Here is a 25,541-nt window from a genome sequence, read left to right on the forward strand (position 1 = left end):
TTGCTCCCCTTTGAAGGACTCCACCACGCCGCGCATCACGTCCCTTGCTCTGTACAGCGGCCAGCTTCGAATGGGTACATGATCACACGGGACGCGACATCTGGGTTCCCAATTAAGCTTGTATGACTTGCCTGTCTATTCGGGAGCAAGCGAGATGGAGGTAATAAAAAATATCGGGATACAGAATATTGTCGTTGCTTTGGGGGATAATACAAAAAGAATACAGATTGCGCGCACTCTCTCGAAGGGTGGGTGTGAATTCCCAGCAATAATACACCCAAGGGCCTATATTTCAAGATCTGCGTCGATATCGCGCGGGGCCGTTATCTTGCAGAATGCAAGTGTTGGTACTCATGCAAAGATTGGTAGCTTTGTGATCATAAATTCCGGTGCAATCGTAGAGCACGACAACGAAATACGTAGCGGTGCACATGTCGCTCCTGGTTGCGCCTTAGCCGGTCAAGTTTATGTAGGAGAAAAAGCGTTAATTGGCGTCGGGTCTTCAATTAAACCAGGCGTTCGGATCGGCCGCAAAGTCATTGTTGGGGCGGGTACCGCTGTGGTGAGAAATATACCAAATTCACAGGTCGTTGTAGGTGCAGCAGCTCGTGAAATCAATAAAAAATCATGAATTTACACATAGCCGTAATATTGCCTGCGCCCTATGAAGGGGGAGTGCTCAAAAGTGCCGTCAACATGGCAAAAATGCTAGTGATCGGCTCGAAGAAGCGTGGAGACGAGGTGAGGGTGAGCTTTGGATATCCGAAAGGTACAAAATTTAGAAAGGGCTCAATTGAGTCGTTAGGAAATTATGGCATAAATGCAAGGGAGTTCACGCTTCAAATTATGCCGAGCGATCTCTTTAAAGTCTATGATGAATTTCAAGAAGAATGCTCAAAAAATATTGATGAAACAAATCGGGATGTAGTTGTCTTTAATGACGGAATGAGTAATTTTGAGGAGGCCGATTTTTATTTGATTGCCTCCGACAACATACCATATTCGGCCAGAATTAAAAAGCCATATTCAGTGGTCGTATACGACTATGTATGTCGGTATTATCCTGATATATTTGACGAAAATGGATGGCGCCTAATGGATCTGCGCGCTGGAATTTCATTGCGCGCGAATTTTATAATTGCAACATCGAATCAAACTAGATCAGATATAATTAACTTCATAGGTGCTCGTTCTGAAAAAGTATTGCGAGCGCCATTGGATTTCGATCCGATGCTGGATGTTGGTTATTCATTGTCGAAAGAGGTGTGCAGCCGAAATAGAATATCTTGGGCGACCACCTACTCGCAGCATGAAAATCATCTTGAAATATTGGATTCGATCGATTTAGTTCTTAGTGAATGCGCCGAACCTATATATGTCGACGTAATTGGTTCAGTTTTTCAATTTTCGCCGGATTTCTCCGGGGCTGATGCGCACCCATATATTAAATCTGTAGCGAAGAAAATTAAGAACTCGCCGCTTTTAAGGAAGGCACTGAATTTCACAGGGTATTTAGACGACGCGACATTTTTAGCAACGATCGCTCGATCAACATTCCTCCTGCATAGCACGCGGTTTGATAATGGAACCTATACGGCGATAGAGGCTGCAAGGCTAGGAACTCCAACTTTATCAGCAGGTTATGCGGCTATGCGGGAAATTGATGAGAAATTCCAGTTAGGAATGGAATTTTTTGATTTAAATGGATCGAATTTGCCAGAAAAAATTAAATATATGATTAATAATCAAGATGCTCTAAGAGAAAGAATGCCAAGTAAGGAGGTTCTTGATAGAGAAACATATATTCAGGCGGCGCCAGAATTTTGGGATACGATTAAGATTGGCCTTCATTCCAATCGCCTCTAATTGATAACCAATTTATGGATATTATATTTTACCAGCGCAGCTCGGAAACTTCGGCGAGTGAGGGTTTGAACGTACTGTTTGCTGATTTGGTGATTGGTGCAGCAGGTATTGGTGAGGTAGTTAGGGTATTTACCACGCGCCGGCATTATGATGGCCTTATTAAGGTGCTCACAACAAATGGAATTGATTTAGGTAGAGTTGAAATTAAAGCGGAAATGGCCGGAAGCTGGATTTTGAGGCATGCCCGATGGGGGGGCGTAGCCATGAAGAAATCTAAGATCAGAGCATCGACGGGAGGGAGGATGAAGGCCGTGCGTGATCGTTTAATTGATCTATTTGCACGGTTGTTGGACTTTTCGCCAATAACTTTAATTCCTAAAATGTTGTTGACTGTTCTTTTAGTCCCACTCGGATTGTTGATGGTTCCTTTGATTTTCGCGTTAGGTGCGCTTGTAGCGTGGCGTGCGATTTGGAGGAAGCGGCGGGCTATCGCGCAAAGGCTGCGGATTATGCGTTTCCTGCGGATTTTTGCGAATTTTAAATCGAGCATTGACGCAACCATTCAAAACGAGAAACTTAAATTTTTAGAAGCGTCATATCGATTGGAGTCGCGGCGATTGGGGCGAATTATTGATTCAGATGCATCAGTTAAATGCATATTGTTTATAAATGCGTTTGAGGGATATCTTGCAGAATCTATTCGAAGAGTGCGGAAGGTCGTTGTTTTCCCGGATTTGGTTACGGCCGCTTTTCCGAGTCGATATCCACAAGGGGTTTTGGGGGGGAATTTGCATATTTCTATCGCCAAAGCGATTAACAATGCAGATCATGTTATTTGTTATTCGAATTACACCCGAGATCGGCAACTGCGACGATTTTTTCCGACGGTTTCTGCAGAGAAAATTAGCGTCATTCCTCAAGGGTTCTTTGTAGATGAAATGGGGCGGACTTCATCGAGATCAGAAGCTTTTCAGATTGTACGGGCTCGCGTTCCTCCTGTTAAGAACATCGAATTAGTCGAAATGCTCGTGAGGGGCGAGGGAAAGTATTTGATTTACCCTTCGGTAGATCGACCTCATAAAAATACGATTGCGCTGGTTAAGGCAGTTGAAAGATTATTGAGAGTTGAGCAAGTTCAAGTAAAGCTTATTTGTACATCGCATAGTATTTCGGCTGAAGTTCTCGAATATATCCAGGAGAGACGGCTCGATCGTGAAATTTTGTTCTTGCCAACAGTCCCCATCGCGATGCTGAATTTCCTGATCGCGAACGCTGCTGCGGTTGTTCACCCAAGTTTGGCTGAGGGGGGTGATATATTTAATGTGTCCCGCGCCGTCGCTCTTGGCGCGCCCGTAATTGTTTCGGATATACCAGTTGTCCGCGAAATGTTTTTGAGATATTCAATTTCAGAGACCTTATTTTCGGGGTGGCTCTTTGACCCGTATGATTTAAATAAACTCGTGAAGATGATTCGTGTGGTTTTGGCCGAAAGGGACGAATTTGTACGTGCGCAACATGTCCTTGTAGAGGTCCACAAGGGGTACACCTTCTCGGATATGGCGCGCAGTTATTTGAATGTCATTGAGGGAAATTGAGAAATGAAAAATATTCCGGTATATGAGCCAATGCTCGGGGCGGCAGAAAAGGCATACGTAAAGGAATGTCTTGATTCAAACTGGATTTCTTCGCGAGGGCGATTCATCGGTCAGTTTGAGGGCATGCTGGGGCAGGTCACTGGCTCTGTCGATTCAGTTGCGGTCTGCAACGGTACCGTAGCGCTACATTTGGCGCTGCTCTCACTTGGGATCGGCCCTGGTGATGAGGTTATAGTGCCTACGTTTACGTATATTGCGAGTGTTAATGCAATTGCATATGTTGGTGCCACTCCGGTGTTTGTAGATTCGTTAAAAAATTCGTGGCAGATCGATCCGAGTGCTGTTGAGCGTGCGATAACTCCAAGAACGCGAGCGATTATGGCAGTTCATTTATATGGGCAGCCATCGGACATGCTTCAACTGATGGCAATAGCTGAGTGCAATAATATTTTTGTCGTCGAGGATTGCGCGGAGGCTATCGGTTCAAAGATTGGTGAAAAATCGGTTGGGACGTTTGGTCATATTGGCACATTAAGTTTTTTTGGTAATAAGACAATTACGACTGGTGAGGGTGGGGCACTCATTGGCGTGCACGCTGAGTACTTGACCACTGCGCGAAAGCTGCGCGGCCAAGGTTTGGCTGGTGATAAGGAATATTGGCACGACGTTGTAGGATATAATTATCGAATGACCAATATTTGCGCTGCAATTGGGGTCGGTCAATTGGAGAATTTTGATTATATTTTGAGTAAGAAGAGAAGAATAGCAGAGCAATATAGAAGCCAAATCGATCCTAAATATGCAAAATTGCACTGGGAGATAGGTGGTACAACAAATTCGTTTTGGATGTGCACTATCTCTGTAAACGATGGTGGGTCAAGAGATGGTTTGCGGGAATTTTTGAAGTCTCGCGGTGTTGAGACTCGACCTGGATTTTATCCGGCGCACATGATGCCCATGTATTCTAAATTTTCAAGCGGACATTATCCGGTTGCGTGCGAACTGGCGGCGAAGGCCGTAAATTTGCCGAGTTCACCCCTTCTCAGTGAAGACGATGTCGCGTATGTTGCAGACACGGTTAATGATTTTTTTGGCTAATTTGATATGAAAAATTGCATTATTACAGGAATTTCCGGCCAAGATGGTGCTTATCTTGCGGAGCTCCTCCTGTCGAAGGGCTATACGGTCTACGGCACGTACCGCCGTACTAGCTCCGTTAATTTCTGGCGCATTGAAGAGTTGGGCATTGCCAAGCATTCGAACCTGCATTTGGTCGAATACGACCTGACGGACCTGGGGTCGTCCATTCGTCTGCTGCAGAGCACGGGTGCCACGGAGGTCTACAACCTCGCGGCTCAGAGCTTCGTCGGCGTCAGCTTCGACCAGCCGCACACCACGGCGCAGATCACCGGTATTGGGCCGCTGAACCTGCTGGAGGCCATCCGCATCGTCAACCCGAAGATCCGCTTCTACCAAGCCAGCACCTCGGAGATGTTCGGCAAGGTACAGGCCATTCCGCAGGTGGAAGACACGCCCTTCTATCCCCGCAGCCCGTATGGCGTGGCCAAGCTGTATGCCCATTGGATGACGGTGAATTACCGCGAGAGCTACGGCATCTTCGGCAGCAGCGGCATCTTGTTCAACCACGAAAGCCCGCTGCGTGGCCGCGAGTTCGTGACCCGCAAAATCACCGACAGCATGGCCAAGATCAAGCTCGGCAAACTGGACGTGCTGGAACTCGGCAACCTCGACGCCAAGCGCGACTGGGGCTTCGCCAAAGACTACGTGGAGGGCATGTGGCGCATGCTGCAGGCCGACGAGCCCGACACCTTCGTGCTTGCCACCAACCGTACCGAGACGGTGCGCGACTTCGTGTCCATGGCCGCCAAAGGCGCTGGCATCGCGCTCGAATGGCAGGGGAAAAATGAGCAAGAGCGGGGCATCGATACCGCCACGGGCAAGACCATCGTCTCCATCAATCCGAAGTTTTACCGGCCAGCCGAGGTTGACTTGCTCATTGGCAATCCGGCCAAGGCCAAGGCCAAACTCGGTTGGGAGCCGACCACCACGCTTGAGCAACTGTGCGCCATGATGGTGGAGGCGGACTTGCGCAGGAATGCGGCAGGGGCGTCTTTTTGAACGATCGCAATGGATGTGTACGACTACAATTAGTGCTCAACACTACTCATTGGGGCGCACATGAAAACCATTTCCGCTGGCGAGGCCAATCGGCATTTTTCCGCACTCCTGCGTGATGTGAGCCAGGGCGAGCAGGTTGTCATTCTGTCTCGCGGCAAATCCGTCGCCACCATGCGTGCCGTTTCGGCAGGGCAGGGTCATTTAGTGGCGAGACGTGCACTCTTGCAGCGCCTGCAAAAACAACTGCCGCAAAATCTGCCTCCCTGGACGCGCGAAGAGCTGTATGACCGTTGATCTGCGCGTTGCGCTAGACACGAACGTGCTTGCCTACGCGGAAGGTGTGGGCAGCGCAGCAAAGCGCGATGCCAGCCTTGCACTGATCGAGCACTTGGCGCTGGGCGATGTGCTCATTCCGGCGCAATGCCTGGGCGAATTGTTTCGCGTGCTGCGAGGTAAAGCGTTACGCCCTGCCGAGCTTGCGCGGGATGCCGTGCTGGCCTGGGCCGATGCCTTTCAGGTGGCAGACTCCACCGGCACGGCTTTCATCGCCGCCATGGATTTGTGTGCAGACCATGGCCTGCAGATTTGGGATGCGCTCATCCTCACGGTCGCCGCAGACCACCACTGTCGCGTTTTGCTGAGTGAAGATTTACAACAAGGCTTCACATGGCGCGGTGTCACGGTCGTCAACCCTTATGCGGACGTTCCGCATCCGCTCTTGGCCCAATTGCGCCCATGACCATCAAGCAGCACACCGTTCTCATCACCGGCCTGCGCGGCTTCACAGGGCATTACCTTGCTGCTGCACTGCGCGCAAGCGGTGCAAGGGTGGTGGGTCTGGTACAAGGCTCACCACAGTGCCCTGAAGAAATCGCCTGCGAGCTCACCGATGCCCAGGCCGTGCATGAGGCCGTGGCGCAGGTGCGGCCCACGCATGTGGTGCATTTGGCTGCGCTGGCTTTTGTGGGGCATGCGGATGCGCGTGCGTTTTACGACGTTAACTTGTTCGGCACGTTGAATTTGCTCGAAGCCCTGGCGGCGTTGCCCGAGTTGCCTCGCAAGGTGCTGATAGCCAGCTCGGCCAATATCTACGGCACGCCGGGTGTCGAGGTCATCGATGAATCGGTCTGCCCCGCGCCGGTCAACCACTACGCCTGCAGCAAGCTCGCGATGGAATACATGGTGCGCACCTGGTTTGACCGATTGCCCATCGTGATGACGCGGCCGTTCAACTACACCGGGATAGGGCAGGACGAGAAGTTTCTCATTCCCAAGATCGTGAGTCATTTCAAGCGCCGCGCGGCCAAGATCGAGCTGGGCAATCTGGACGTCAGCCGAGACTTCTCGGACGTGCGCGATGTGGCTGCGGCTTACATGGGGCTGTTGGAGTCGGATGTGCAGTCGGAGGTTTTCAACGTCTGTTCGGGCAAGGCGGTGGCCTTGCGCACCGTGCTGGACATCATGACCCGCAAGACGGGTCACACCATGGCCGTGGAAGTCAACCCGGCCTTCGTGCGGCCGAACGAGATTCCCGTGCTTCGTGGTTCGCACCACAAGCTCACAGAAGCCCTCGGGTTTGCTCCTCGCCATGCCCTGGAAGACACTCTGGCGTGGATGCTGCAGGGTGATACGTCCCTTGGAGCTGTGGCTTGAAAGTTCTGTTCAATGTGCAGTCGCTGTTGCCGCCGCGCACCGGGATTGGCCTTTACACGCAACATCTCATTGAGGCGCTGACGGCCACGGGAGAACTGGATGCCGTGGCGGGTTTCCTGGGGGGGCGCATTTATCGAGGTGAGGCGCTTCACGCCTATGTGAATGAAGATCGGTCTCCCCATGCCTCCCCGGCCTTGAGCCCACGGGGCAGACTCGCAGCGCTGAAGGTAGCGATGCGGAGTGTTCCAGGGGCCTACGCGGCAAGGCAGGCGTTGCGCGAATGGCAGGATGGTCGCCGTATTGGCGTCTTGGCCAGCGAAGGGTTTGTCTATCACGAGCCGAACTACATCCCGGTGCGATATGCCGGCCCCTTGGTCATCACGGCGCACGACCTCTCGCATGTGCGTTATCCGCAGTTTCATCCTGCTGAGCGGGTGGCGTTCCTCGACAAGCATTTGGCCTCGGCGCTCGCGCGGGCCGATCGGGTGGTCACCGATTCGCACTTTGTCGCGAGTGAGCTTGCAGAGGTGTATGGCATTCCGGCAAGCAAGCTGTTTGTCACCCACCTCGGCGCGGACGCAGACTTTCGCGTGAGAGCATCGGACGAGGTCGCAGAGACCTTGAAGGCCTTCGGTCTTCGGTACCGTGGCTTTGTGCTCTCCGTCGCCACTCTGGAACCCCGCAAAAACGTGGAGCGTCTGGTGGCCGCTTATGCCGCCTTGCCTGCGGCCACGCGCCGCGCCTGCCCGCTGGTCCTTGTGGGCGGCGGCGGCTGGCGCGATTCGACCCTGCTTTCACGGGTGAGGGAGCTAGAAGCCAAAGGCGAAGTTGTGCGCACGGGCTACCTGCCGCGCTCGCAAGTGGTCGATCTGTATTCAGCCGCAGCCGTTTTTGCCTACCCGTCGCTCTATGAAGGGTTTGGTCTGCCGGTGTTGGAAGGGTTTGCCAGCGGAACGCCTGTGTTGACCTCGAACGTCACCTCGCTTCCCGAGGTGTCGGCGGGCTCGGCATTGGAGGTCGATCCTCTTTCCACCGAGGCCATCCGCGAGGGTTTGTATCGCTTGCTCGACGACGCCCAGTTGGCGAGACAGCACGCAGAGCGCGGCTTGGAACGTGCCAAAACGTTCAGTTGGGAGAAGTGCGCGCAGCAAACTTTGGCGGTCTACCGCAGCCTCGCCTGATGCCCTATTGAGTTGAGTCTTTGATGCGCGTTCTGCATATCGCCAAATACGCCTTCGAGCGGCCGGGGGGCATGGAGCGCCATGTGGAGACGCTCACGCGCGGGCTTGCGGCGGCGGGGGTGGATGTTTCGGTGCTGGTTTACGACACTACGGGCCGCGCCAGTTCGCGGCTGGTTGATGGCGTGCGGGTGGAGCCAGTGGGCGTTTGGGGGCACTTGGGCAGTCAGGCCATTGCCCCGGCGATGATTGGGTGTGCCCGGCAATTGGCGCAGGTGAGGCGCTTTGACGTGGTGCACCAGCATTGGCCCGACCCTTTCGCGCATGTGGTGGCGAGTCTGGTGCCGGGGGAGCCCGCGCATGTGGTGAGCTGGCACAGCGACATCGTGCGCCAGCGGGTTCTGGGGCCGCTGTACCAGCAGCTTGCACCGCACCTGCTCAAGCGGCTAGACGCCGTGGTGGGGGCGACGCAGGCGCACCTGAACTCGACGCAGATGGACCGCTTCGTTCCCTTTGAGAAGCGCCACGTCATTCCTTACGGTATCGATACCCGGCTTCTCGCGCTGACCGAGGCCGTGCAGCGCAAGGCCGAGGCGCTGCGTGCCCAGCACGGTCACAAGCCTCTGGTTTTCGCCCTCGGGCGGCATGTGTATTACAAGGGTTTTGATGTGTTGATCCGGGCCATGGCGGCGGTACCTGCCGTCTTGCTGCTGGGCGGCAGTGGGCCGATGAGCGCCGAGTTGCGCGAACTTGCCCGTAGCACGGGCGCCCAGGTGCACTTCGCCGGAGAGATTTCCGAGGTGGATCTGCCCGCCTACTTTCATGCCTGTGATGTGTATTGCCTGTCTTCAGTTGCCACGGCGGAGGCCTTTGGCATCGTGCAGGCGGAGGCGATGGTTTGTGGCAAGCCGGTGGTCAACACCTGGTTGCACAACGGGGTCAACGCCTTGGCGCCAGAGGGCGTGTGCGCACTGACGGTGCCGCCTGGTAATGCTACGGCCCTGGCTGGGGCGCTGAACCGGGTTCTTGCCGATCCAGCTCTGGCGCATCGGCTGGGCGAGGCGGGCAGGGCCCGTGTGTTGCAGAGCTTCAGCGTGGAGGCCATGGTCAATCAGACCCTTGCGCTTTACCAATCGCTGATCTGAACGTCACCGCGCTTGCCAGCCAGCTGGCTCAGGCTTTGTACGGGCTCGCCGTCATCCACCGCCCCGCCTGCTGCCGAACCACTTCAGGCAGGTGATGCTCGCGTGAGAACACCTCGCGTATCCACTCGGCATCGTTGCCGCGGGCGCTGACGTCGGTCAGTAACTCGCGCAGGGCGACGTCGGATTTGCAGTCTGCGGCGTGGCCTTCCAGTTTGACGAGGGTGCGGATGAGGTCTTCGCGCAGGGTGCGGTGTTCGCGGGTGGCGGGGTCGACGAAGGTGCCGTCGAAACCGAAGCGGCAGGCCTGAAAGCGGTTGAAGGTGTAGACGAGGAAGTCGTCTTCCTGCGGCTGGAAGGGCCGCTCGCGCTGAATGTAGGCGCCCAGGGTCTGGATGTAGGCGGCGATGCGCGCGGCCTTGGTGATGGTGAGCGGGGTGTCCATCACGCGCACTTCAATGGTGCCGTACTCGGGCTTGGGGCGGATGTCCCAATAGAAGTCTTTCATGCTCTTGACCACGCCGGTGGCGGTCATTTTGTCGAAGTAGCGCTCGAAGTCTTCCCACGTCAGGGCAAAGGGCGCGCGGCCCGAGAGCGGGAAGGCGAACACCGAGTTCAGCCGCGCGGAGTGAAAGCCGGTGTCTTCGCCCTGCACATACGGCGACGAGGCGGAAAGGGCGATGAAGTGCGGAATGAAGCGGGAGATGCAGTGCAGGGTGTAGAGCGCGGTGTCGGCGTCGGGGCAGCCCAGGTGCACATGCTGGCCGAACACGGTGAACTGCTTGCTCAGGTAGCCGTACAGCTCGGAGAGCTGGAGAAAGCGCGGCTTGTCGAAAATGCGCTGCTGCGCCCAGTGCTGGAAGGGGTGAGTGCCGCCGCCGGCCAGGCCCACGTCGAGCTTGTTGGCGGCTTCCACCAGTGCGCCCTGAATCTCGGTGAGCTGGGCGAGGGCGTCGTCATAACCGGTGCAGATGCCGGTGGCGAGCTCGATCATGCTCTCGGTCATTTCCGGCGTGACCACCCCGGGCAGCTTGTGGCCTTGCAGCAGCCGCAGCAGGTCGGGGGCGCAGGGCATGAGGTCGTAGTTGTGCCGGTTGACGATCTGCAGCTCCAGCTCGATGCCGATGCTCAAGGCGCCTGATTTGGTGAATGGCCCCAGACTCATGCGTTTCCTCCCGTGGTGCGGCTGACAGGGCCTGGGGCGATGTCGCCGCTATAGCCCAGCGCCCAGCGGGTGAGCAGCGGGGCGAGCAGTTCGAGCAGGGCGATAGCGCTGAACGCGACGGCCAGCATGGGGTGCAGCGCCGCCCCGGCCGAGCTGCCGAGAAAACTCAACGCGAGCACGAAGCTCACGCCCGCGGCCGGGTTGAGCGATAGGCCCAGCGCGACAGACTGCCGCCAGCTCGCGCCGCTGACGCGGCCGAACGCCAGCGCCCCGGCGAGCTTGGCCACCAGCCGCACGACGATGACCAACGCCGCCGCCAGCCCGCCCGCCAGCAGAATGCGGGCGTTGAGGCTCAGGCCCAGAATGAGGAAGAGCAGCACCATGAGCACACCGCCCGCCGTGCCGAAATGGCGCGGCCACAGCCGGGGCCTGGGGCTGCGCCAGCGCAGCAGCGCGCCGGCCAGCAGAGGCGTGAGCAGAGCCGACCAGTTGAGCATGCGGGTGACCGAGAGGGTGAGCACAATGAGGCCGACGAGCATCAGCGCCCCGCCCTCGTCGCGGAAGTCGAAATGCCGCTCCACCCAGTTCACCGCCCAGGCCAGCAGCGCCGCCGCCAGCACCGAGCCGCCGAGCAGGTACAGCAGATGCAGCGCCGAGGCGGCCGCGCCCTGCGGGCCGTCGGCGTCCATCATGCCCAGCAGCAGGCTGCAGACCAGCAGGGCGTAAAAGGTGTTGAGGGCCGAGAGCAGCAGCAGGCGCTCGGTCACCTGCCCGTTGGTGCGAAACTCGCTGCTGATGCGCAGCACTACTGCGGGCGAGGTGGCCATGAGCAGCCCAGCCACGATGGCCGACTGCAACGCGGTGAAGCCCAGGAAGACCAGAGTGATCCACACCGCGCCAAAGCCCAACGCCGATTCGAGCAGGCTCATGCCCAGCAGCGCCGGATTGGCGCGCAGCCAGCGCAGATTCACCCGGTGGCCGATCTCGAAGAGCAGCACGGCTAGGGCCGTATCGACAATGGCGCGGGCGCTGTTCTGCAGCTCATACACATTGAGCCCCGCCCCGCCTGCGGCCAGAATCATGCCGGCCGCGGCATAGCCCACCAGCCGCGGCCACTTGAGAAAGCGAAACACCGATTCCCCCGTGAGCGTGGCCAACACCAGCGCGGCACCCACCCAGAACACCCCGTCAGGATGCAAGGGCCATGCGGGCAGGTAGCTGTTGATCATCTTGCGGGGTCTCCGGTGTGTGAAATAGGCAGTCGTCGCTGCCTTGGTTGACACCATAGCAGAGCGGGAATTTGCAGGAAAGATGGGCGGAAAAGAGGGAAAATAGAAGCAGTAAATGTTGAAATAACGCGATCTCGAAAATTTTGAGACCCGCGTTATGATGGTTCGCAAACTTTCATGGAGTCGGCCGGATGAAACCTTCTGAGGCTTTATACGCGCACCGTGTTGCCATTCGCAGCATCGTGGAGGCGCGCCATGCAAGAAATCCGCGTGTGTTTGGCTCGGTTTTGCGCGGCGACGATACGGAAGGCAGTGACCTTGATTTACTGGTCGATCCCCTGCCTGAAACCTCACTGTTCGATCTGAACGCCATTAGCAATGCTTTGGAGCGCCTGCTTGGCGTGCTTGTGGACGTTTTGACGCCGAATGCCTTGCCGCCCAAGTTCCGGGACCAGGTGCTCACCGAAGCGAAGCCGGTGTAAGCCTCTTCACAGGCGAACTTCGCAGAGGGTGTCCCATTGAATCGGAATGCGCTGCGGCTGGCAGACTATCTCGCCCATATCCGGATTTTTTGCAGCGGCATCCCGAGACCGCACTGGCCGACGCCTATCGTTTGCGCAATGCGGTGGCTCACGGCTACTTCACCGTGGACCTTGGCATTGTGTGGCAGACCACGCTGGTAGAACTGCCTCGCATGAGGTCGTTGGTGCTGGCCGAGGTGCAGAAATTGGCGGCTCATTGAGTGTGCACCAGGGATCGGCGCCTCCCTAAAATACCCCGATGTCCTACGTCCATCTTCGCACCCACACTGAATACTCCATCGTCGACGGCGCCTTGCGCGTGGACGACATGGTGCCCGCGGCCGTCCGCGACGGGCAAGGGGCGCTGGCGATCACCGATTTCAACAACCTGTTTGCCACCGTGCGGTTCTACAAAGCCGCGCTGGACGCCGGGGTCAAGCCGATCATCGGCTGTGATGTGCTGCTGGGCAGCGCCCGCCATCCGGGGCAGTTCACACGGCTGCTGCTGCTGGTGCAGAACCGCACCGGGTATCTCAACCTCTGCGATCTGCTCAGTCGGGCCTGGCTGGACAACCAGCAGCGCGGCCGTGCCGTGGTGCAGTGGGAATGGCTGGAGGGCGGGCTGGCCGAAGGTCTGATCGCGCTCTCGGGTGCGCATGAAGGTGCCATTGGGCAGGCGCTGCTGCAGGGCGACACGGCCACCGCGCGTGACTTGGCGCGGCAGCACGCGGCTGTGTTCGAGGGGCGCTTCTACATCGAGTTGCAGCGCGGCGGTCATGCCGCGTGCGAGCCCCACGTGCAGGCGGCGGTGCCCTTGGCGGCCGAACTGGGTTTGCCGGTGGTGGCAACGCACCCGGTGCAATTCCTCAAGGCCGACGACTTCGATGCCCACGAAGCGCGGGTGTGCATCGCCGAGGGCGAAACCCTGGGCAACCCGCGCCGCCAGCGCAAGTTCACTGCTCAGCAATATTTCAAGTCGCAGGCCGAGATGGAGGCGCTGTTTGCCGATGTGCCCTCGGCGCTGGCCAACACCGTGGCGATTGCCCAGCGCTGCAATCTGGTGCTCGATCTGGGAAAACCGCAATTGCCGCTGTTCCCCACGCCGCAGGGACTGACCCCCGCCGAGTTCTTCCGCCAGCAGGCGCAGGAAGGACTGGAGCAGCGGCTGGCCGTGCTCTATCCGCAGGCCGACCAGCGCGAAGCGGCCCGCCCGCGCTATCAGCAGCGGCTGGAGTACGAGCTGGGCATCATCGCCAAGATGGGCTTCGAGGGCTACTTTCTCATCGTGGCCGACTTCATCAACTGGGCCAAGAACAACGGCTGCCCGGTGGGGCCGGGGCGGGGTTCGGGCGCGGGCTCGCTGGTGGCGTATAGCCTGCGCATCACCGACCTCGACCCGCTGGAGTACGCGCTGCTGTTCGAGCGCTTTCTCAACCCGGAGCGGGTGTCCATGCCCGACTTCGACATCGACTTCTGCCAGGAAAACCGCGACCGCGTCATCGATTATGTGAAAGAGAAATACGGCGTCGAAGCCGTGTCGCAGATCGCGACCTTCGGCACCATGGCCGCGCGCGCCGCGGTGCGCGACGTCGGGCGGGTGCTCGATCTGAGCTACACCTTCTGCGACGGCATCGCCAAGCTCATTCCCGCCAAGCCGGGCCAGCACATCTCACTAGCCGACGCGCTCAAGCAGGAGCCCCTGCTGGCGCAGCGCTACGAGGAGGAAGAGGAGGTCAGGCAACTACTCGATCTCGCCCAGCAGCTCGAAGGCCTGCCGCGCAATATCGGCATGCATGCTGGCGGTGTGCTCATCGCGCCGGGCAAACTTACCGACTTCTGCCCGCTGTATGCGCAGCCGGGCAGCACCGACGCCGTTTCACAATTCGACAAGGACGATGTCGAAGCCGCCGGGCTGGTGAAGTTCGACTTTCTCGGCCTGGCTACGCTGACCATCCTGGAGCTGGGCGCGCAACTCATCCGCCGCAACCACCCCGACCGCGCCGACTTCAAACTCGAAGACATTCCGCTGGACGACCCCAAGAGCTACAAACTCATGGCCAAGGGCGACACCGTCGCCGTGTTCCAGCTCGAATCGCGCGGCATGCAAGGCATGTTGCGTGACGCCAAGCCCGACCGCTTTGAGGACATCATCGCCCTGGTGGCGCTGTACCGCCCCGGCCCGATGGACCTCATTCCCACCTACTGCGCGCGCAAAGCGGGCAAGGAAGACGTGGTCTATCCCGACCCGCGCATGGCCTCGGTGCTGGAGGAAACCTACGGCATCATGGTCTATCAGGAGCAGGTGATGCAGGTGGCGCAGGTCATCGGTGGCTACTCGCTCGGCGGCGCCGACCTGCTGCGCCGCGCCATGGGCAAGAAAAAGCCCGAGGAGATGGCGCAGCACCGCGGCATCTTCGCCGAAGGCGCGGCCAAAAACGGCATCAAGCCGGAGAAGGCCAACGAGATCTTCGATTTGATGGAGAAGTTCGCGGGCTACGGCTTCAACAAATCGCACGCCGCCGCCTACGCGCTGCTCGCCGTGCAGACGGCCTGGATGAAGGCGCATTACCCCGCCGAATTCCTCGCGGCCAACATGAGCATCGCCCTCGACGACACCGACAAGCTCAAGGTGCTGGTGGAAGATGCGCAGGCGCGGGGTATTGCCGTGCTGCCGCCCGATGTGAACGCCTCGCAGTGGCGCTTCGATCCGGTGGACAGCAAGACCATCCGCTACGCCTTGGGCGCCATCAAGGGCAACGGCCAGGCTGCGGTGGAGGCCGTGATCGCTGCGCGGCAAGAGCGGCCTTTCACTTCGCTGTTCGACTTTGCCGAACGGGTGGATCGCACCCGCCTCAACAAGCGCGTGCTCGAAGCTCTGGCCAAGGCCGGCGCGTTCGACACCCTGCACCCCGAGCGTGCCGCGGTGATGGCCGCGGTGGAAACCGCGATGGACTACGCCGCGCAGCGCGAGGCCGCCCGGCAGCAGGCCGGGCTGTTCGACCTGTTCGCCGCCGACGCCGCCGATGGCGACCACAACCCGGCGCACGAGCCGCTGCTGCCCGAGGTCGAGCCCTGGGATCTGCGCACCAAGCTCTCCTTTGAGAAAACCGCCATCGGCTACTACCTCAGCGGCCATCTGTTCGACGCCAGCGCCGAGGAGGTGCGGCGCTTCGCCCCGACTGCGCTGATGGATCTGGTCGATTCGCGCGACCCGGTGCTTATCGCGGGCATCGCGGCCGGGGTGCGTCTGGTGCAGTCGCAGCGCGGGCGCATCGCCATCCTCGCGCTCGAAGATCGCTCCGGGGCGATGGAGATCGTCATCGGCGAAAGCCTGCTCGACACCGTGCGCGACCGCCTGCGCGACGACGCCCTGCTGGTGCTGCGTGGCAAGGCACAGACCGACCGCTTCAATGGCGGGCTGCGTTTCAACGCCGACGCGGTGTGGACGCTCGAAGAGGCCCGCGCCCGCTTGGGAAAAAGTATCCGTCTCAAACTCAACGGCGCCAGCTCGGCCGAGCCGCTGGTGGGGCTGGCCCGCCAGCACGCCAGCGAAGATGGCTTGCCGCTGCTGCTCGACGTCGAACGCGCCGGGGCGCAAGTGCGCCTGAGTGTGCCGGCCTGCCGCCTGCCACCCACCGATCCGATCCTGAGCGCCTTGGCCCAGATCTCGAAAGACGGCCGGGCGGAGATCGACTACTGATCAGCTTGGGTCGCGCGGCCCGGCTTTGACCAACATCGGCGTCCAGATCTTGCCGTTGCTGTCGGGCGGGAAGTGGTGCACCCGCTCGATGGCGCGTAGCACGGCCTGATCCCAGCTCGTCACACCGCTGGAGCGCTCGATTTTCGCGGTGAGCACGGTGCCGTCCGGCGCCAGGTTGACCAGCACCGTCACCCGCGGATCGCCGGTGATCTGGTTGATCTCGGGATAGGTCACGTTCTCCCGCACCAGACTGGCGATGCGCGCCGCATACGTGCCCGACGGACCGGAGGTGCGCGCCGCAGTACCTGTGCTGTTGGCCGCGCCGGTGCCCGCCTGCTGCATCAACTGCTTCATGTAATCGTCGCGCGACGAGGCGGCAAGCTGCGCCTGCTGCTGCTCCAGTTTTTTCTGCTTCAGCTCGGCTAGCCGCTTTTGTTCAGCCAGCTTTTTTTGCTCGGCCAGCTTTTCCTGGCGCAGTTTTTCTTCCTGCTGCTGTTTGCGCTGTTCGGCCAACTGTTGTTGTTTGAGTTCCTGCTGCTGCTTTTGCTCGGCCAGGCGCTGCTTTTCTTCGGCGAGTTTTTTCTGTTCTTCCTTGAGCCGTTTTTCGATCAGCGTCTGTTGCTCGGCCTGCTGTTTTTTGAGCGCGGCTTCGCGCTCTTGCTTCAGCACGATGTCGGCCTGTTGCACCTGCGGCTCGGGTTTGGGGGCCGCCACGGGTTTGGGCGGTGGCGGTGGCGGAGGGGCGGGCTGCGGCCGGGGTTGCGGCTGCTTGCGTTCCATCGGCGCGGTGGGCCGGGGCGCGGCGCGCTGCACCGTGGGCGACCACAACTCGGCCTCCACCGCTTCGGGCGGGTGACTCTTCCAGTGCACGCCGAAGGCGATGAGGGCAATGAGCAGTAGGTGGAACAGGGCGGCCAGGCCGAAGGCGCGCAGCGTGCCGCGTTCGTGCGGCGGCCGCAGCGCGGAGGGGTCGCCTGGGGATAAGCGCGCGGTGTTCATGGGAAAAGGGGAAAAAACCGGGCTAAAAAACGGGAGAAAAAACGCATCAGGATGGGTTGGACTGGACGGCCAGGCCCACGCGCTCCACACCGTGTTGTTTGAGCAGATTGAGCGCGCGCATCACCGCGTCGTACTTCACGTTTTTGTCGGCGGCGATCAGCACCGGCATGGCATCGAGGCTGAGGCCAGCCTGCGCGGCCAGTTGCTGCACGGTCTGCGGCAAGTCCTTGAGGCTGACGGGCTGCGGCGCGGCGTTGGCGGCCTTGCTCTTGGGGTCGCGCAGCGAGACTTCGAGCATGTCGTCCTTCTGGATGGTGACCTGTACCAAGGTACTGGGCGCCTGCGGTGCATTGCCCACGGTGGGCAGCTTGACCATGGTCGGCGTGATGAGCGGCGCGGTGACCATGAAAATGATCAGCAACACCAGCATGACGTCGATATAGGGCACGACATTGATGTCGGCCAGAGCGCGCCGCGAGCGATGCCCACGACTGCTGGATTGGAGGGCGGGCATGTCAGAAGTTCCCAGGGATCAGCGAACGAAGTGAGCGCGGTAGCGTCATCTCAGCGCCCTCCGCCAAAGCCGGTGACCGGCCCGGCTCGCCCGGCGCTTGCTGCCGCGGCCGACTGCGCGGCGCTCGGCGCGGGCGTGCTCTGGCGCTGCAGGATGTTGGAAAACTCTTCGGTGAACGACTCGTAGCGATTGGCCAGGCGGTCGATGTCGCGGGCGAAGAAGTTGTAGGCGATCACCGCGGGGATGGCGGCGAACAGGCCGATGGCCGTGGCCACCAGCGCCTCGGCAATGCCGGGCGCCACGGTGGCCAGCGTGACCTGCTGCAGATTGGACAGGCCGACGAAGGCGTGCATGATGCCCCACACCGTGCCGAACAGGCCGACATAGGGCGACACTGAGCCGACCGAGGCGAGAAAGGACAAGTTGGCTTCGAGCGCGTCCATCTCGCGCTGGAAGGCGGCGCGCATGGCGCGGCGGGCGCCGTCCACCAGGGTGGAGCCGTCGAGCACATGGCGCTCGCGCAGCTTGAGGTATTCACGCATGCCCGAGGCGAAGATGCGCTGCAGCGGGCTGCCGTGGCGGCCGTTGCTCAGCGCCGATTGGTAGAGGTCGTTGAGCCCCGTGCCCGACCAGAACTCCTGTTCGAAGTCTTCAGACTTCACCCGCGCCGACTTGATGGCGAAATATTTGCGGAAGATGACGGTCCAGCTCGCCAGCGATACGGAGAGCAGAAGGGCGAGCACCAGCTGCACCACGATGCTGGCGCCGAGCACCATGGATACGATGGAGAAGTTTTGATCCATAGGGAGGTCTGGCTGTAGTAGTGGGAGAGTGAGCGCGCGGCTCAGGAGAGACAGCCTGCATTACAACAAATCCCCAACGGGCGCGGCCGCTGCGGAGAAGACAGGATTGCGGAAAAAAGGTTCACGACAGGAAGGGTTGCAACTCAGGGTGCGGGTGAAGCAGGCGCTGCCCAGCGGGTGACGCGGTCGAAGACTTCCCGCGGAATGCGCGATGGTCGCAGCGTGGCCGCCGCCACGCAACCCACGCGCACCGTGGCCTCGCACAGCAGCGCGGCGGGCGCGCCGCTGGCGTCGCAGCGCCAGGCCTGTTGCGCGACGGTGAGGCTGGCGCTGCCGATGTCCTGCAAGCGAAGCTGGATCTGCAGCGCGTCGTCGAGTTTGGCGGGGGCGGCGTAGCGCAGATGCACGTCGGCCACGACGAATACCAGGCCCGATTGCGCCGCCAGCTCCGACTGTGCCAGCCCCAGGCTGCGCAGCCATTCCGTGCGCGAGCGCTCGAAAAACTTGAGATAGTTGGCGTAATAGACGATACCCCCGGCGTCTGTGTCTTCCCAGTACACCCGCACGGGCCAGTGGAAAACAGCGAGGCAAGGGGCTTGCGCCGAAGGTCTGGCGGTCGAGTTCATGCCTTCTCGGTGGTGTGGGTGTCGGCTGAGGGATTCATCTGCGGGCTGCCAATGTTGATCAGCTTGCCATCGCGCCAGACATAGCAAGGCGTGCCGGTACGCAGCGCGAGCTCACGCGCGCTTTGGGCTGCACGGCGCAGGGCGGGCTCGACTTTTTGCAGATCGGGGTCGACAGAAGGCGGGGTGTGCTTGATCGGAGAGATGGTCATGGGTTGTCCCCGCTGCTGATCAGAGAGGGTAGATCACCCGAGTTGTCATAAAGTGCCCAGGCGTTCACCAACGGTTTGTAGAGATGATGGAAATTGAGTAATCCGGCTGAAAAACGGCGTCGGATGACGGCTTCAGGGATGGCATGCCCGCCTTGTGCCACACGGGCCGCCACACGCTGTACTGCCATTTCCGCATCGGGCAAGGACAAAAACACGAGCTTGGCGTGATAGCCCAATGCACGCCACCGTGGAATTTGTGCGGCATAGCCGCGCCCGCTGAGGGTGGTTTCCAGGGCGAAGCTTTTCCCGTTTTTCACCCGTAAGTCAATTTCTTCCAGCATCAGGCGCGCAGCGCGTCGAGCAGCCCTATCGGGATCGAATGGGGATAAGCCCGAGGCGATGAGATCGGCATTGATGAAGTCGCTGTAATCCGCTTCGGGCAGGAAAATCTTGGCGAAGGTGGTTTTCCCAGCGCCATTCGGCCCCGCGATCAGCAGGATGCGATGCTCCAGGTTCATTGGGCGATTTTCATGCCACCTTGCGTTCCAGATAGCCGCGTAGCCGGGCCAGCGCTTCCTGCAGGTTGGCGATGCTGTTGGCGTAGCTCAGGCGGAAGTAGCGCTGGGGCTCGGCGGTGCCGAAGTCTTTGCCGGGTACGAGCACTACGCCGGTATCGCGCATGACCTCGAAGCAGAAGTCCCAGCTGTCTGCGCTGTAGGCAGAGCAGTCGGCGTACACATAAAACGCGCCGTCCGGCCGCACGGGCACGCGCAGGCCCAAGGCTTCGAGGCCGGGCACGATCAGGTCGCGGCGGCGTTGGAACTCGGCGCGGCGGCGTTCGTATTCAGTCAGGGTGTCGGGCTCGAAGCAGGCCAGCGCGGCATGTTGCGCCACGCTGCTGGCGCAGATGAACAGATTGCCGGCCATGCGCTCCAGCGGGGCGACGAGCGAGGGCGGCACGACCAGCCAGCCCAGCCGCCATCCGGTCATCTGGAAGTATTTGGAGAAGCTGTTGACGGTGATGATGTCGTCGCCCGCGGCTAGCGCGGTGTGGCCGTAGCCGGCTTCATAGCTGAGGCCCAGATAGATTTCGTCGACGATGCTCACCCCGCCGCGCGCGCGCACCACGTCGGCGATGCGGCGCAGCTCGTCTGGCGCGATGGAGGTGCCGGTGGGGTTGGAGGGCGAGGCCAGCAAAACCCCAGCGGTCTGCGGCGTCCACGCGGCCTCGACTTCGCTGGCGGTGAGCTGAAAGCGTTGCGCGGCGGGGGCGGGCAGCATGCGCGCCCGGGCTCCTGCAGCGGCCACGAAGTTCTTGTTGCACGGATAGCTCGGGTCGGGCATGAGCACTGCATCGCCCGGATTGAACAGCAGCAGGCTGGCCAAGGTGAGGGCGCCCGAGGCGCCCGCAGTGATGAACACGCGCGCGGGATCGAGCGTCACGCCGTGCACCTGGGCGTAGTGCTGCGCGATGCGCTCGCGTAGCGCAGGCAGGCCGGGCGCCAGGGTGTAGCCGGTGCGGCCGTCGCGCAACGCGCGGGTGGCGGCTTCGACCACGGGTTCGGGCGCGGTGAAATCGGGCTCGCCCACGCTGAGATGGATCATGCGCCTGCCCTGCGCTTCCCAGGCCGTTTGTTGTTCGGCCGCGGCGCGCACCACGTCCATGACGTAGAAGGGTTCGATGGACTGGTTGCGTTGGGCTAAGCGCATGGCGGCTATCAGAGGGAGATCAGTCTTTGCGCGGCGGGCGCGGGCTGGCACTGGCGCGCCGGGGGAAAGAAGCGGCCGCACGTCGCGGCGGGGCTTTGGCCTTGTGGCTGACGGGCACGTTCGCGTAGGGGTTGGGCGGCGGGCTGAAGTCGGTGGCCGTGGGCTGCGCTTGCGGGTGCGACTGGTTAGCGGCCGCCGTTGACGTATTTATAGCCGTCGGTGCCGCCATACACCTTGCCGAGTTCGACCGCTTCGTTGATGACCACGCGATAGGGCACGTCGAGATGACGCTGCAGCTCGAAGGCGCCCATCAGCAGCAGGGCGTGCTCTACCGGGGAAAGCTCGCTGGTCTGGCGGTCGATGTGCGGCTGAATGAGGGCGTCGAGCGGCCCGGCCTCGGCCAGCGCGCCATGCAGCAGCGACTGAAAGTGATCGTCGTCGAGCTTGATGGTGGGGTAGCGTTCGTGCAGAAAGGCTTCGATCGCGCCGGTATCGCTGCCGGCGAGCAGCCATTCATAAATGCCCTGGAACGCGAGCTCGCGCGACTTGCGCCGCGCGCTTTTGGGGGCGGTGGTTGCGGTCATGCGGCCTCGTCGTCGTTGTCGCTGATGTCGATGAACAGGTTGGCCATTTCCACCGCGACGCGGGCGCATTCGGCCCCTTTGTCGATGCGGGCTTCGGCCTGCGCTTCGTTTTCCACGGTGAGCACGCCGTTGGCCACCGGCATGTTGTAGTCGAGCGCCACCTGAGCGATACCGGCCGCGCTGGTATTGCAGACGACCTCGAAGTGATAGGTGTCACCGCGAATCACGCAGCCGATGGCAATGAGCGCATCGAAGGCCTCGCTCTCGGCCAGCGCCTGCAGCATCAGCGGCAGTTCGAGCGCGCCGGGGACGGTGTAGAGCCCGATATCGTCTTCGTTCACGCCCAGGCGCTGGAGTTCGTCGAGGCAGGACTGGGTGATGCGGTCGGTAATGGCAGTGTTGAAGCGGGCCTGCACCACGGCGACGCGCAGCTCACGGCCATCGAGTTGTTCGGAAAGAATGCGGTTCTGGACGTTTTGCATGGCGTTGGAGTGCAGAGGAGTGGCGCGCCGCGGGGCGCAGAAGGGCAACAGCTTACGCGCCGGGCGCAAGGGTGGGGGCGCTGTCCTGTGCGGACTCGAAGCCGACGATCTCCAGCCCATAGCCTGCCATGCTGGGCATTTTGCGCGGCTGGCCGAGAAGGCGCATCTGGCGCACGCCGAGATCGCGCAGGATTTGCGCGCCAATGCCGTAGTCGCGCAAGGCGGTGACGCCCGATTTGGGCGGCGTGGCCGCCGGCTGCAACAAGCGCTCAAACTGGCTTTTCAATTGCGCGGCCGATTCACCGCAGTTGAGCAGCACGGCCACGCCCACGCCTTCGCGCACGATGCGGCCAAGCGCCTGCGGCAGATTCCAGGAATGGCGCTGGCAGGCGGCATCGAGCAGGTCGAGAGCGGACAGGGGCTCGTGCACCCGCACCAGCGGCGCGGCCTGCGCGGCCAGGTCGCCATGCACCAGCGCCAGATGCAGGCCATGACCGGCGCGATCGGTATAGGCCACGCAGCGCATGGGGCCGAACGGCGTCTGCATGGGGTGTTCGCCTACGCGCTGCACCAGCGATTCGGTGCGGCTGCGGTATTCGATGAGATCGGCGATGGCGCCGATTTTCAGATCGTGCTGCGCGGCAAATTGTTCGAGATCGGGCAGGCGGGCCATGGTGCCGTCGGCGTTCATCACCTCGCAGATCACGGCGGCGGGTTCCAGCCCGGCCAGAGCGGCGAGGTCGCAGCCGGCCTCGGTGTGCCCGGCGCGCATCAGCACGCCGCCTTCAGCGGCCATCAGCGGGAAGATGTGACCCGGTTGCACGATGTCACTGGCCTGTGCGTTGCGCGCCACGGCGGCCTGCACGGTGCGCGCACGGTCGGCCGCCGAAATGCCCGTGGTGACGCCTTCGGCAGCTTCGATGGACGCGGTGAAGGCGGTGCCGTGCGAAGAGCCGTTGTGCTCGACCATATGCCGCAGGCCAAGCTGCGCGCAGCGCTGGGCGGTGAGGGTCAGGCAGATAAGACCGCGCGCATGCGTGGCCATGAAATTGATGGCCCGCGGGGTGATGTGCTCGGCGGCAATGACCAGATCGCCCTCGTTTTCGCGATCTTCCTCATCGACCAGAATGACCATGCGCCCGGCCTTGAGCTCGGCAATGATGTCGGGAACGGGGGACAGGGGCATGATGGGGACGGGGCGCTGCTGAAAAGCCCAACATTCTAAAACCGCCTCACCCGGCGCGCTTGCGCCGCTTGCCTTGTCAGAATTCGTAACGTCCGAAGAAAAACGCGACGTTGCCGTTGTTGAGCTTGTTGTTCACCTTCGGGATGAAGGTGCCATAAATCGACAGCCTGCCGAAACGGATCGAGGCGATGGGCAGCGCGATGGGGAAGGGGATGTTGTGGAAGATGTCGGCGCGCGAGGTCACCGCCAGGGTGTAGCCCAGACCGAAGCCCACCGGCGCGTCGTTGTTGAACATCCACTGATGGGCGTAGCCGACCACGGGCTCGGCGTTCCAGTGCGAGTCGGAGAAGATCATGGCGTACACCATGTCTTCGTTGCCGTCGGCATTGATGTGATGGCGGCCCCAGCCTATGCCCCAGGCGTGTTTGTTGAGCGTGGCGCGTTTAGCGGCGGTGTAGGTGCCGGGGTCGTGCCAGGTGTAGCCACTGAAGTACAGATCGTCCTGTCCGGTCTGGGTGGTGCTGACCGCGGCATTCCAGGTGGACTGCGCCCAGTCGGATACGCCGCCCAGCCCCAGCGCCCAACTCGCGCGGGGAACCAGGGCCAGCCAGAGGAGGGCGAAAGTGGATAGAAGGCGGGCTGGAAAATGTTTCATGGGCTCGTGGCGGGCGTCTCAGGGAAGTCGGGCCAGACTTTATCAGCGCAAAAGGTTGAGCCTGTGTCCGTTTGCAACGGGCGGCATGTGTGTGGCCGACTCAAGCGCTGTTCAGAGCCGGGTTGGGGCGCTGATCGGGGCAATGATCAAGCACCGAGGCGCGCGATCAATCGGCCCTGCTGGACGACGAGCAGCGTATTTTCGGGCAGGGGCTCCCAGTCTTCCGGGGTGAGGGGCACGCTGGCGAGCATCACGGCGGGCGCGGGTTTGTCGTCGCGGCCCTGAACGTGCAGCCCAGAAGCGCGCATCTGATGCTCGCTGGCGGCTTCGCGCATGAGCAGGTGCAAACCGGGCACCCAGGTGTTGCCCGGATGACTGCGGCGGCGATGCGCATGAGCGAACAGCAGGTCGCCATCGGTGAACAGAAAGTTCGCCGCGCCAAGGGCACGCAATTTGGCCGCGAAGTCGGAGACCACTTCGATGCGGCGTTTGAGGTCGCCGCTCTCACCCGCCGCATCGAGCACTTGCTGCGATTGCATGAGCACGTAGAAGGCATGTTCGGAATCGGTCTGGCCCATCGGGCGGTGCGCTGCATGCGCCAGCGGAAGCGCCTGCTCGATGTCCGGCAGATCGCCGTTGTGGGCAAAGAGGTGGCGCTTGCCGAACAGCTCGCGGGCGAACGGCTGGGTGTTGACCAGCGTCACCGGGCCGCGCGAGGCGCGGCGGATATGCGCGATGACTAGCGGGCTGTGAAAGTCGTGCTTTTCGAGCACCGGAACGAAGGCGCTGGTCAGCGCGGGTTGGGCTTCGCGCAGCACATGCGCGTCGCTGCCCTCGTAATACGCCGCGCCCCAGCCGTCGGGATTGGCGGCGTGCGGCCCGCCGTGGCGCGCGAATTCACGAAAGGCGAACCGCACCCGCGCGGGCACACGGCTGGAGTAGGCGAACAACTCACACATCTTTCCGACCCTCCGGTGCGCCCAGCATGCGCTCGACATAGCGGGCGATGAGGTCGATTTCGAGATTCACCGCGCTGCCCTCGCGAAGTTGATGCAGATTGGTGTGCTGCAGGGTGTGCGGAATGAGGTTGATACTCACGCGGCAACGCTCCGGCAGATCTTCGACGCGGTTGACCGTCAGACTCACGCCGTTGATCACGATGGAGCCCTTGTACGCAAAAAACTTGCCTAAAGCGGCGGGCGCGTCCACCTCCAGCAGCCAGGATTCGCCGATGGGCTCGAACCGGGCCACCTGACCCACGCCGTCCACATGGCCGGTGACCAGATGGCCGCCCAGCTTGGTGGACAGCGCGACCGACTGTTCCAGATTGACCCGGGCGCCCGGCACGTTCAGCCCCGTGGTACGCGCCAGACTTTCGGCCGAAATGTCGAAGGCAAAGCCACAGGGCTGAAGATCCACCACCGTCATGCAGGCGCCGCTGACGGCGATGCTCTCGCCGAGCTCTACGCCCTGCAGCCAGGCCGGATCGACCTGCAGGCGCACGCGTTTGCCGTGACTGGCCTGGGAACCGAGGGGGGTGACTTCGGCGATGCGGCCGACGCTGGTGATGAGTCCGGTGAACATG

The 25,541-nt window shown here is 60.9% G+C and carries 28 protein-coding genes; 13 read left to right on the plus strand and 15 right to left on the minus strand.

Features of this window, described 5'->3' with window-relative positions:
• Window positions 1–127 precede the first annotated feature (127 nt).
• The 10 genes from B7X30_RS09270 to B7X30_RS09315 are packed head-to-tail and all read left to right on the plus strand — an operon-like array spanning window position 128 to window position 9,576.
• On the plus strand, window positions 128–631 hold the full coding sequence (locus B7X30_RS09270) for an acetyltransferase (RefSeq protein ID WP_286730330.1): 504 nt from the start codon (window positions 128–130) through the stop codon (window positions 629–631).
• Window positions 628–1,866 carry a glycosyltransferase family protein gene (locus B7X30_RS09275; protein ID WP_286730331.1) on the plus strand — a complete coding sequence of 413 codons (1,239 nt, stop codon included), beginning with the start codon at window positions 628–630 and terminating at the stop codon, window positions 1,864–1,866. The genes B7X30_RS09270 and B7X30_RS09275 overlap by 4 nt, the downstream gene beginning before the upstream one ends.
• A 14-nt stretch (window positions 1,867–1,880) precedes the next feature.
• On the plus strand, window positions 1,881–3,461 hold the full coding sequence (locus B7X30_RS09280) for a glycosyltransferase (protein ID WP_286730332.1): 1,581 nt from the start codon (window positions 1,881–1,883) through the stop codon (window positions 3,459–3,461).
• 3 nt (window positions 3,462–3,464) lie between these two features.
• Window positions 3,465–4,559 (plus strand): DegT/DnrJ/EryC1/StrS family aminotransferase, encoded by a 1,095-nt coding sequence (locus B7X30_RS09285; protein ID WP_286730333.1) that lies wholly within the window; start codon window positions 3,465–3,467, stop codon window positions 4,557–4,559.
• A 6-nt stretch (window positions 4,560–4,565) separates the two neighbouring features.
• Window positions 4,566–5,600: a GDP-mannose 4,6-dehydratase gene (gmd, locus tag B7X30_RS09290; RefSeq protein ID WP_286730334.1), complete on the plus strand. Its 1,035-nt coding sequence runs from the start codon at window positions 4,566–4,568 to the stop codon at window positions 5,598–5,600.
• Window positions 5,601–5,660: 60 nt separating this feature from the next.
• Window positions 5,661–5,894, plus strand: a complete 234-nt coding sequence (locus B7X30_RS09295; RefSeq protein ID WP_286730335.1) for a type II toxin-antitoxin system Phd/YefM family antitoxin — start codon at window positions 5,661–5,663, stop codon at window positions 5,892–5,894.
• Window positions 5,884–6,339, plus strand: a complete 456-nt coding sequence (locus tag B7X30_RS09300; protein ID WP_286730336.1) for a PIN domain-containing protein — start codon at window positions 5,884–5,886, stop codon at window positions 6,337–6,339. Before B7X30_RS09295 ends, B7X30_RS09300 begins: the two co-directional genes overlap by 11 nt.
• Window positions 6,336–7,253: a GDP-mannose 4,6-dehydratase gene (locus tag B7X30_RS09305; protein ID WP_286730337.1), complete on the plus strand. Its 918-nt coding sequence runs from the start codon at window positions 6,336–6,338 to the stop codon at window positions 7,251–7,253. The genes B7X30_RS09300 and B7X30_RS09305 overlap by 4 nt, the downstream gene beginning before the upstream one ends.
• 14 nt (window positions 7,254–7,267) lie before the next feature.
• Entirely contained in the window at window positions 7,268–8,434 is a 1,167-nt protein-coding gene (locus B7X30_RS09310) for a glycosyltransferase family 4 protein (protein ID WP_286730338.1), read from the plus strand.
• A 23-nt stretch (window positions 8,435–8,457) separates the two neighbouring features.
• Window positions 8,458–9,576: a glycosyltransferase gene (locus B7X30_RS09315; RefSeq protein ID WP_286730339.1), complete on the plus strand. Its 1,119-nt coding sequence runs from the start codon at window positions 8,458–8,460 to the stop codon at window positions 9,574–9,576.
• A gap of 28 nt (window positions 9,577–9,604) precedes the next feature.
• Here the strand turns inward: B7X30_RS09315 and B7X30_RS09320 are convergent, their stop codons facing one another.
• Window positions 9,605–10,738, minus strand: coding sequence for a YbdK family carboxylate-amine ligase (locus B7X30_RS09320; protein WP_286730340.1), 1,134 nt, complete (start codon window positions 10,736–10,738; stop codon window positions 9,605–9,607).
• The gene (locus tag B7X30_RS09325; protein WP_276726755.1) at window positions 10,735–11,967 is read right to left on the minus strand and encodes a cation:proton antiporter; all 1,233 of its coding nucleotides are present in this window, start codon (window positions 11,965–11,967) and stop codon (window positions 10,735–10,737) included. The genes B7X30_RS09320 and B7X30_RS09325 overlap by 4 nt, the downstream gene beginning before the upstream one ends.
• 191 nt (window positions 11,968–12,158) lie before the next feature.
• On the opposite strand from B7X30_RS09325, the gene B7X30_RS09330 reads away from it, so the two are divergent.
• From B7X30_RS09330 to dnaE, 3 genes are all read left to right on the plus strand, one after another.
• Window positions 12,159–12,449, plus strand: a complete 291-nt coding sequence (locus B7X30_RS09330) for a nucleotidyltransferase family protein (RefSeq protein WP_286730341.1) — start codon at window positions 12,159–12,161, stop codon at window positions 12,447–12,449.
• Window positions 12,450–12,538: 89 nt separating this feature from the next.
• On the plus strand, window positions 12,539–12,709 hold the full coding sequence (locus B7X30_RS09335) for a HepT-like ribonuclease domain-containing protein (RefSeq protein ID WP_286730342.1): 171 nt from the start codon (window positions 12,539–12,541) through the stop codon (window positions 12,707–12,709).
• A gap of 38 nt (window positions 12,710–12,747) precedes the next feature.
• Window positions 12,748–16,188 carry a DNA polymerase III subunit alpha gene (gene dnaE, locus B7X30_RS09340; protein ID WP_286730343.1) on the plus strand — a complete coding sequence of 1,147 codons (3,441 nt, stop codon included), beginning with the start codon at window positions 12,748–12,750 and terminating at the stop codon, window positions 16,186–16,188.
• On the opposite strand, the gene tolA is transcribed toward dnaE, so the two are convergent.
• From tolA to B7X30_RS09405, 13 genes are all read right to left on the minus strand, one after another.
• Window positions 16,189–17,187 carry a cell envelope integrity protein TolA gene (gene tolA, locus B7X30_RS09345; protein ID WP_276708823.1) on the minus strand — a complete coding sequence of 333 codons (999 nt, stop codon included), beginning with the start codon at window positions 17,185–17,187 and terminating at the stop codon, window positions 16,189–16,191.
• Window positions 17,188–17,233: 46 nt separating this feature from the next.
• Window positions 17,234–17,701 carry a biopolymer transporter ExbD gene (locus B7X30_RS09350; RefSeq protein ID WP_013123955.1) on the minus strand — a complete coding sequence of 156 codons (468 nt, stop codon included), beginning with the start codon at window positions 17,699–17,701 and terminating at the stop codon, window positions 17,234–17,236.
• Window positions 17,702–17,751: 50 nt separating this feature from the next.
• Window positions 17,752–18,504 (minus strand): protein TolQ, encoded by a 753-nt coding sequence (gene tolQ, locus B7X30_RS09355; RefSeq protein ID WP_013106721.1) that lies wholly within the window; start codon window positions 18,502–18,504, stop codon window positions 17,752–17,754.
• Window positions 18,505–18,647: 143 nt separating this feature from the next.
• On the minus strand, window positions 18,648–19,130 hold the full coding sequence (ybgC, locus tag B7X30_RS09360) for a tol-pal system-associated acyl-CoA thioesterase (protein ID WP_276708826.1): 483 nt from the start codon (window positions 19,128–19,130) through the stop codon (window positions 18,648–18,650).
• A complete protein-coding gene (locus B7X30_RS09365) occupies window positions 19,127–19,339 on the minus strand; it encodes a hypothetical protein (protein ID WP_013106719.1) in 213 nt (70 codons plus the stop codon). The genes ybgC and B7X30_RS09365 overlap by 4 nt, the downstream gene beginning before the upstream one ends.
• Window positions 19,336–19,857 carry an ATPase gene (locus B7X30_RS09370; protein ID WP_276708827.1) on the minus strand — a complete coding sequence of 174 codons (522 nt, stop codon included), beginning with the start codon at window positions 19,855–19,857 and terminating at the stop codon, window positions 19,336–19,338. The genes B7X30_RS09365 and B7X30_RS09370 overlap by 4 nt, the downstream gene beginning before the upstream one ends.
• 10 nt (window positions 19,858–19,867) lie before the next feature.
• Window positions 19,868–21,049 carry a pyridoxal phosphate-dependent aminotransferase gene (locus B7X30_RS09375; RefSeq protein ID WP_276708828.1) on the minus strand — a complete coding sequence of 394 codons (1,182 nt, stop codon included), beginning with the start codon at window positions 21,047–21,049 and terminating at the stop codon, window positions 19,868–19,870.
• 185 nt (window positions 21,050–21,234) lie between these two features.
• The gene (nusB, locus tag B7X30_RS09380) at window positions 21,235–21,633 is read right to left on the minus strand and encodes a transcription antitermination factor NusB (protein ID WP_286730344.1); all 399 of its coding nucleotides are present in this window, start codon (window positions 21,631–21,633) and stop codon (window positions 21,235–21,237) included.
• A complete protein-coding gene (ribH, locus tag B7X30_RS09385) occupies window positions 21,630–22,115 on the minus strand; it encodes a 6,7-dimethyl-8-ribityllumazine synthase (RefSeq protein ID WP_013123949.1) in 486 nt (161 codons plus the stop codon). Before ribH ends, nusB begins: the two co-directional genes overlap by 4 nt.
• A 52-nt stretch (window positions 22,116–22,167) precedes the next feature.
• Entirely contained in the window at window positions 22,168–23,301 is a 1,134-nt protein-coding gene (ribBA, locus tag B7X30_RS09390) for a bifunctional 3,4-dihydroxy-2-butanone-4-phosphate synthase/GTP cyclohydrolase II (RefSeq protein WP_276709845.1), read from the minus strand.
• 76 nt (window positions 23,302–23,377) lie between these two features.
• Window positions 23,378–23,956, minus strand: a complete 579-nt coding sequence (locus B7X30_RS09395) for an Antimicrobial peptide resistance and lipid A acylation PagP (RefSeq protein WP_013106713.1) — start codon at window positions 23,954–23,956, stop codon at window positions 23,378–23,380.
• 146 nt (window positions 23,957–24,102) lie between these two features.
• Window positions 24,103–24,915, minus strand: a complete 813-nt coding sequence (locus B7X30_RS09400; RefSeq protein WP_276709839.1) for a class II glutamine amidotransferase — start codon at window positions 24,913–24,915, stop codon at window positions 24,103–24,105.
• The gene (locus B7X30_RS09405; RefSeq protein ID WP_276709837.1) at window positions 24,908–25,540 is read right to left on the minus strand and encodes a riboflavin synthase; all 633 of its coding nucleotides are present in this window, start codon (window positions 25,538–25,540) and stop codon (window positions 24,908–24,910) included. Before B7X30_RS09405 ends, B7X30_RS09400 begins: the two co-directional genes overlap by 8 nt.
• Window position 25,541: the final 1 nt, after the last annotated feature.

Source organism: Thiomonas sp. 13-64-67, from assembly GCF_002282795.1.
GTDB lineage: Bacteria > Pseudomonadota > Gammaproteobacteria > Burkholderiales > Burkholderiaceae_C > Thiomonas > Thiomonas arsenitoxydans.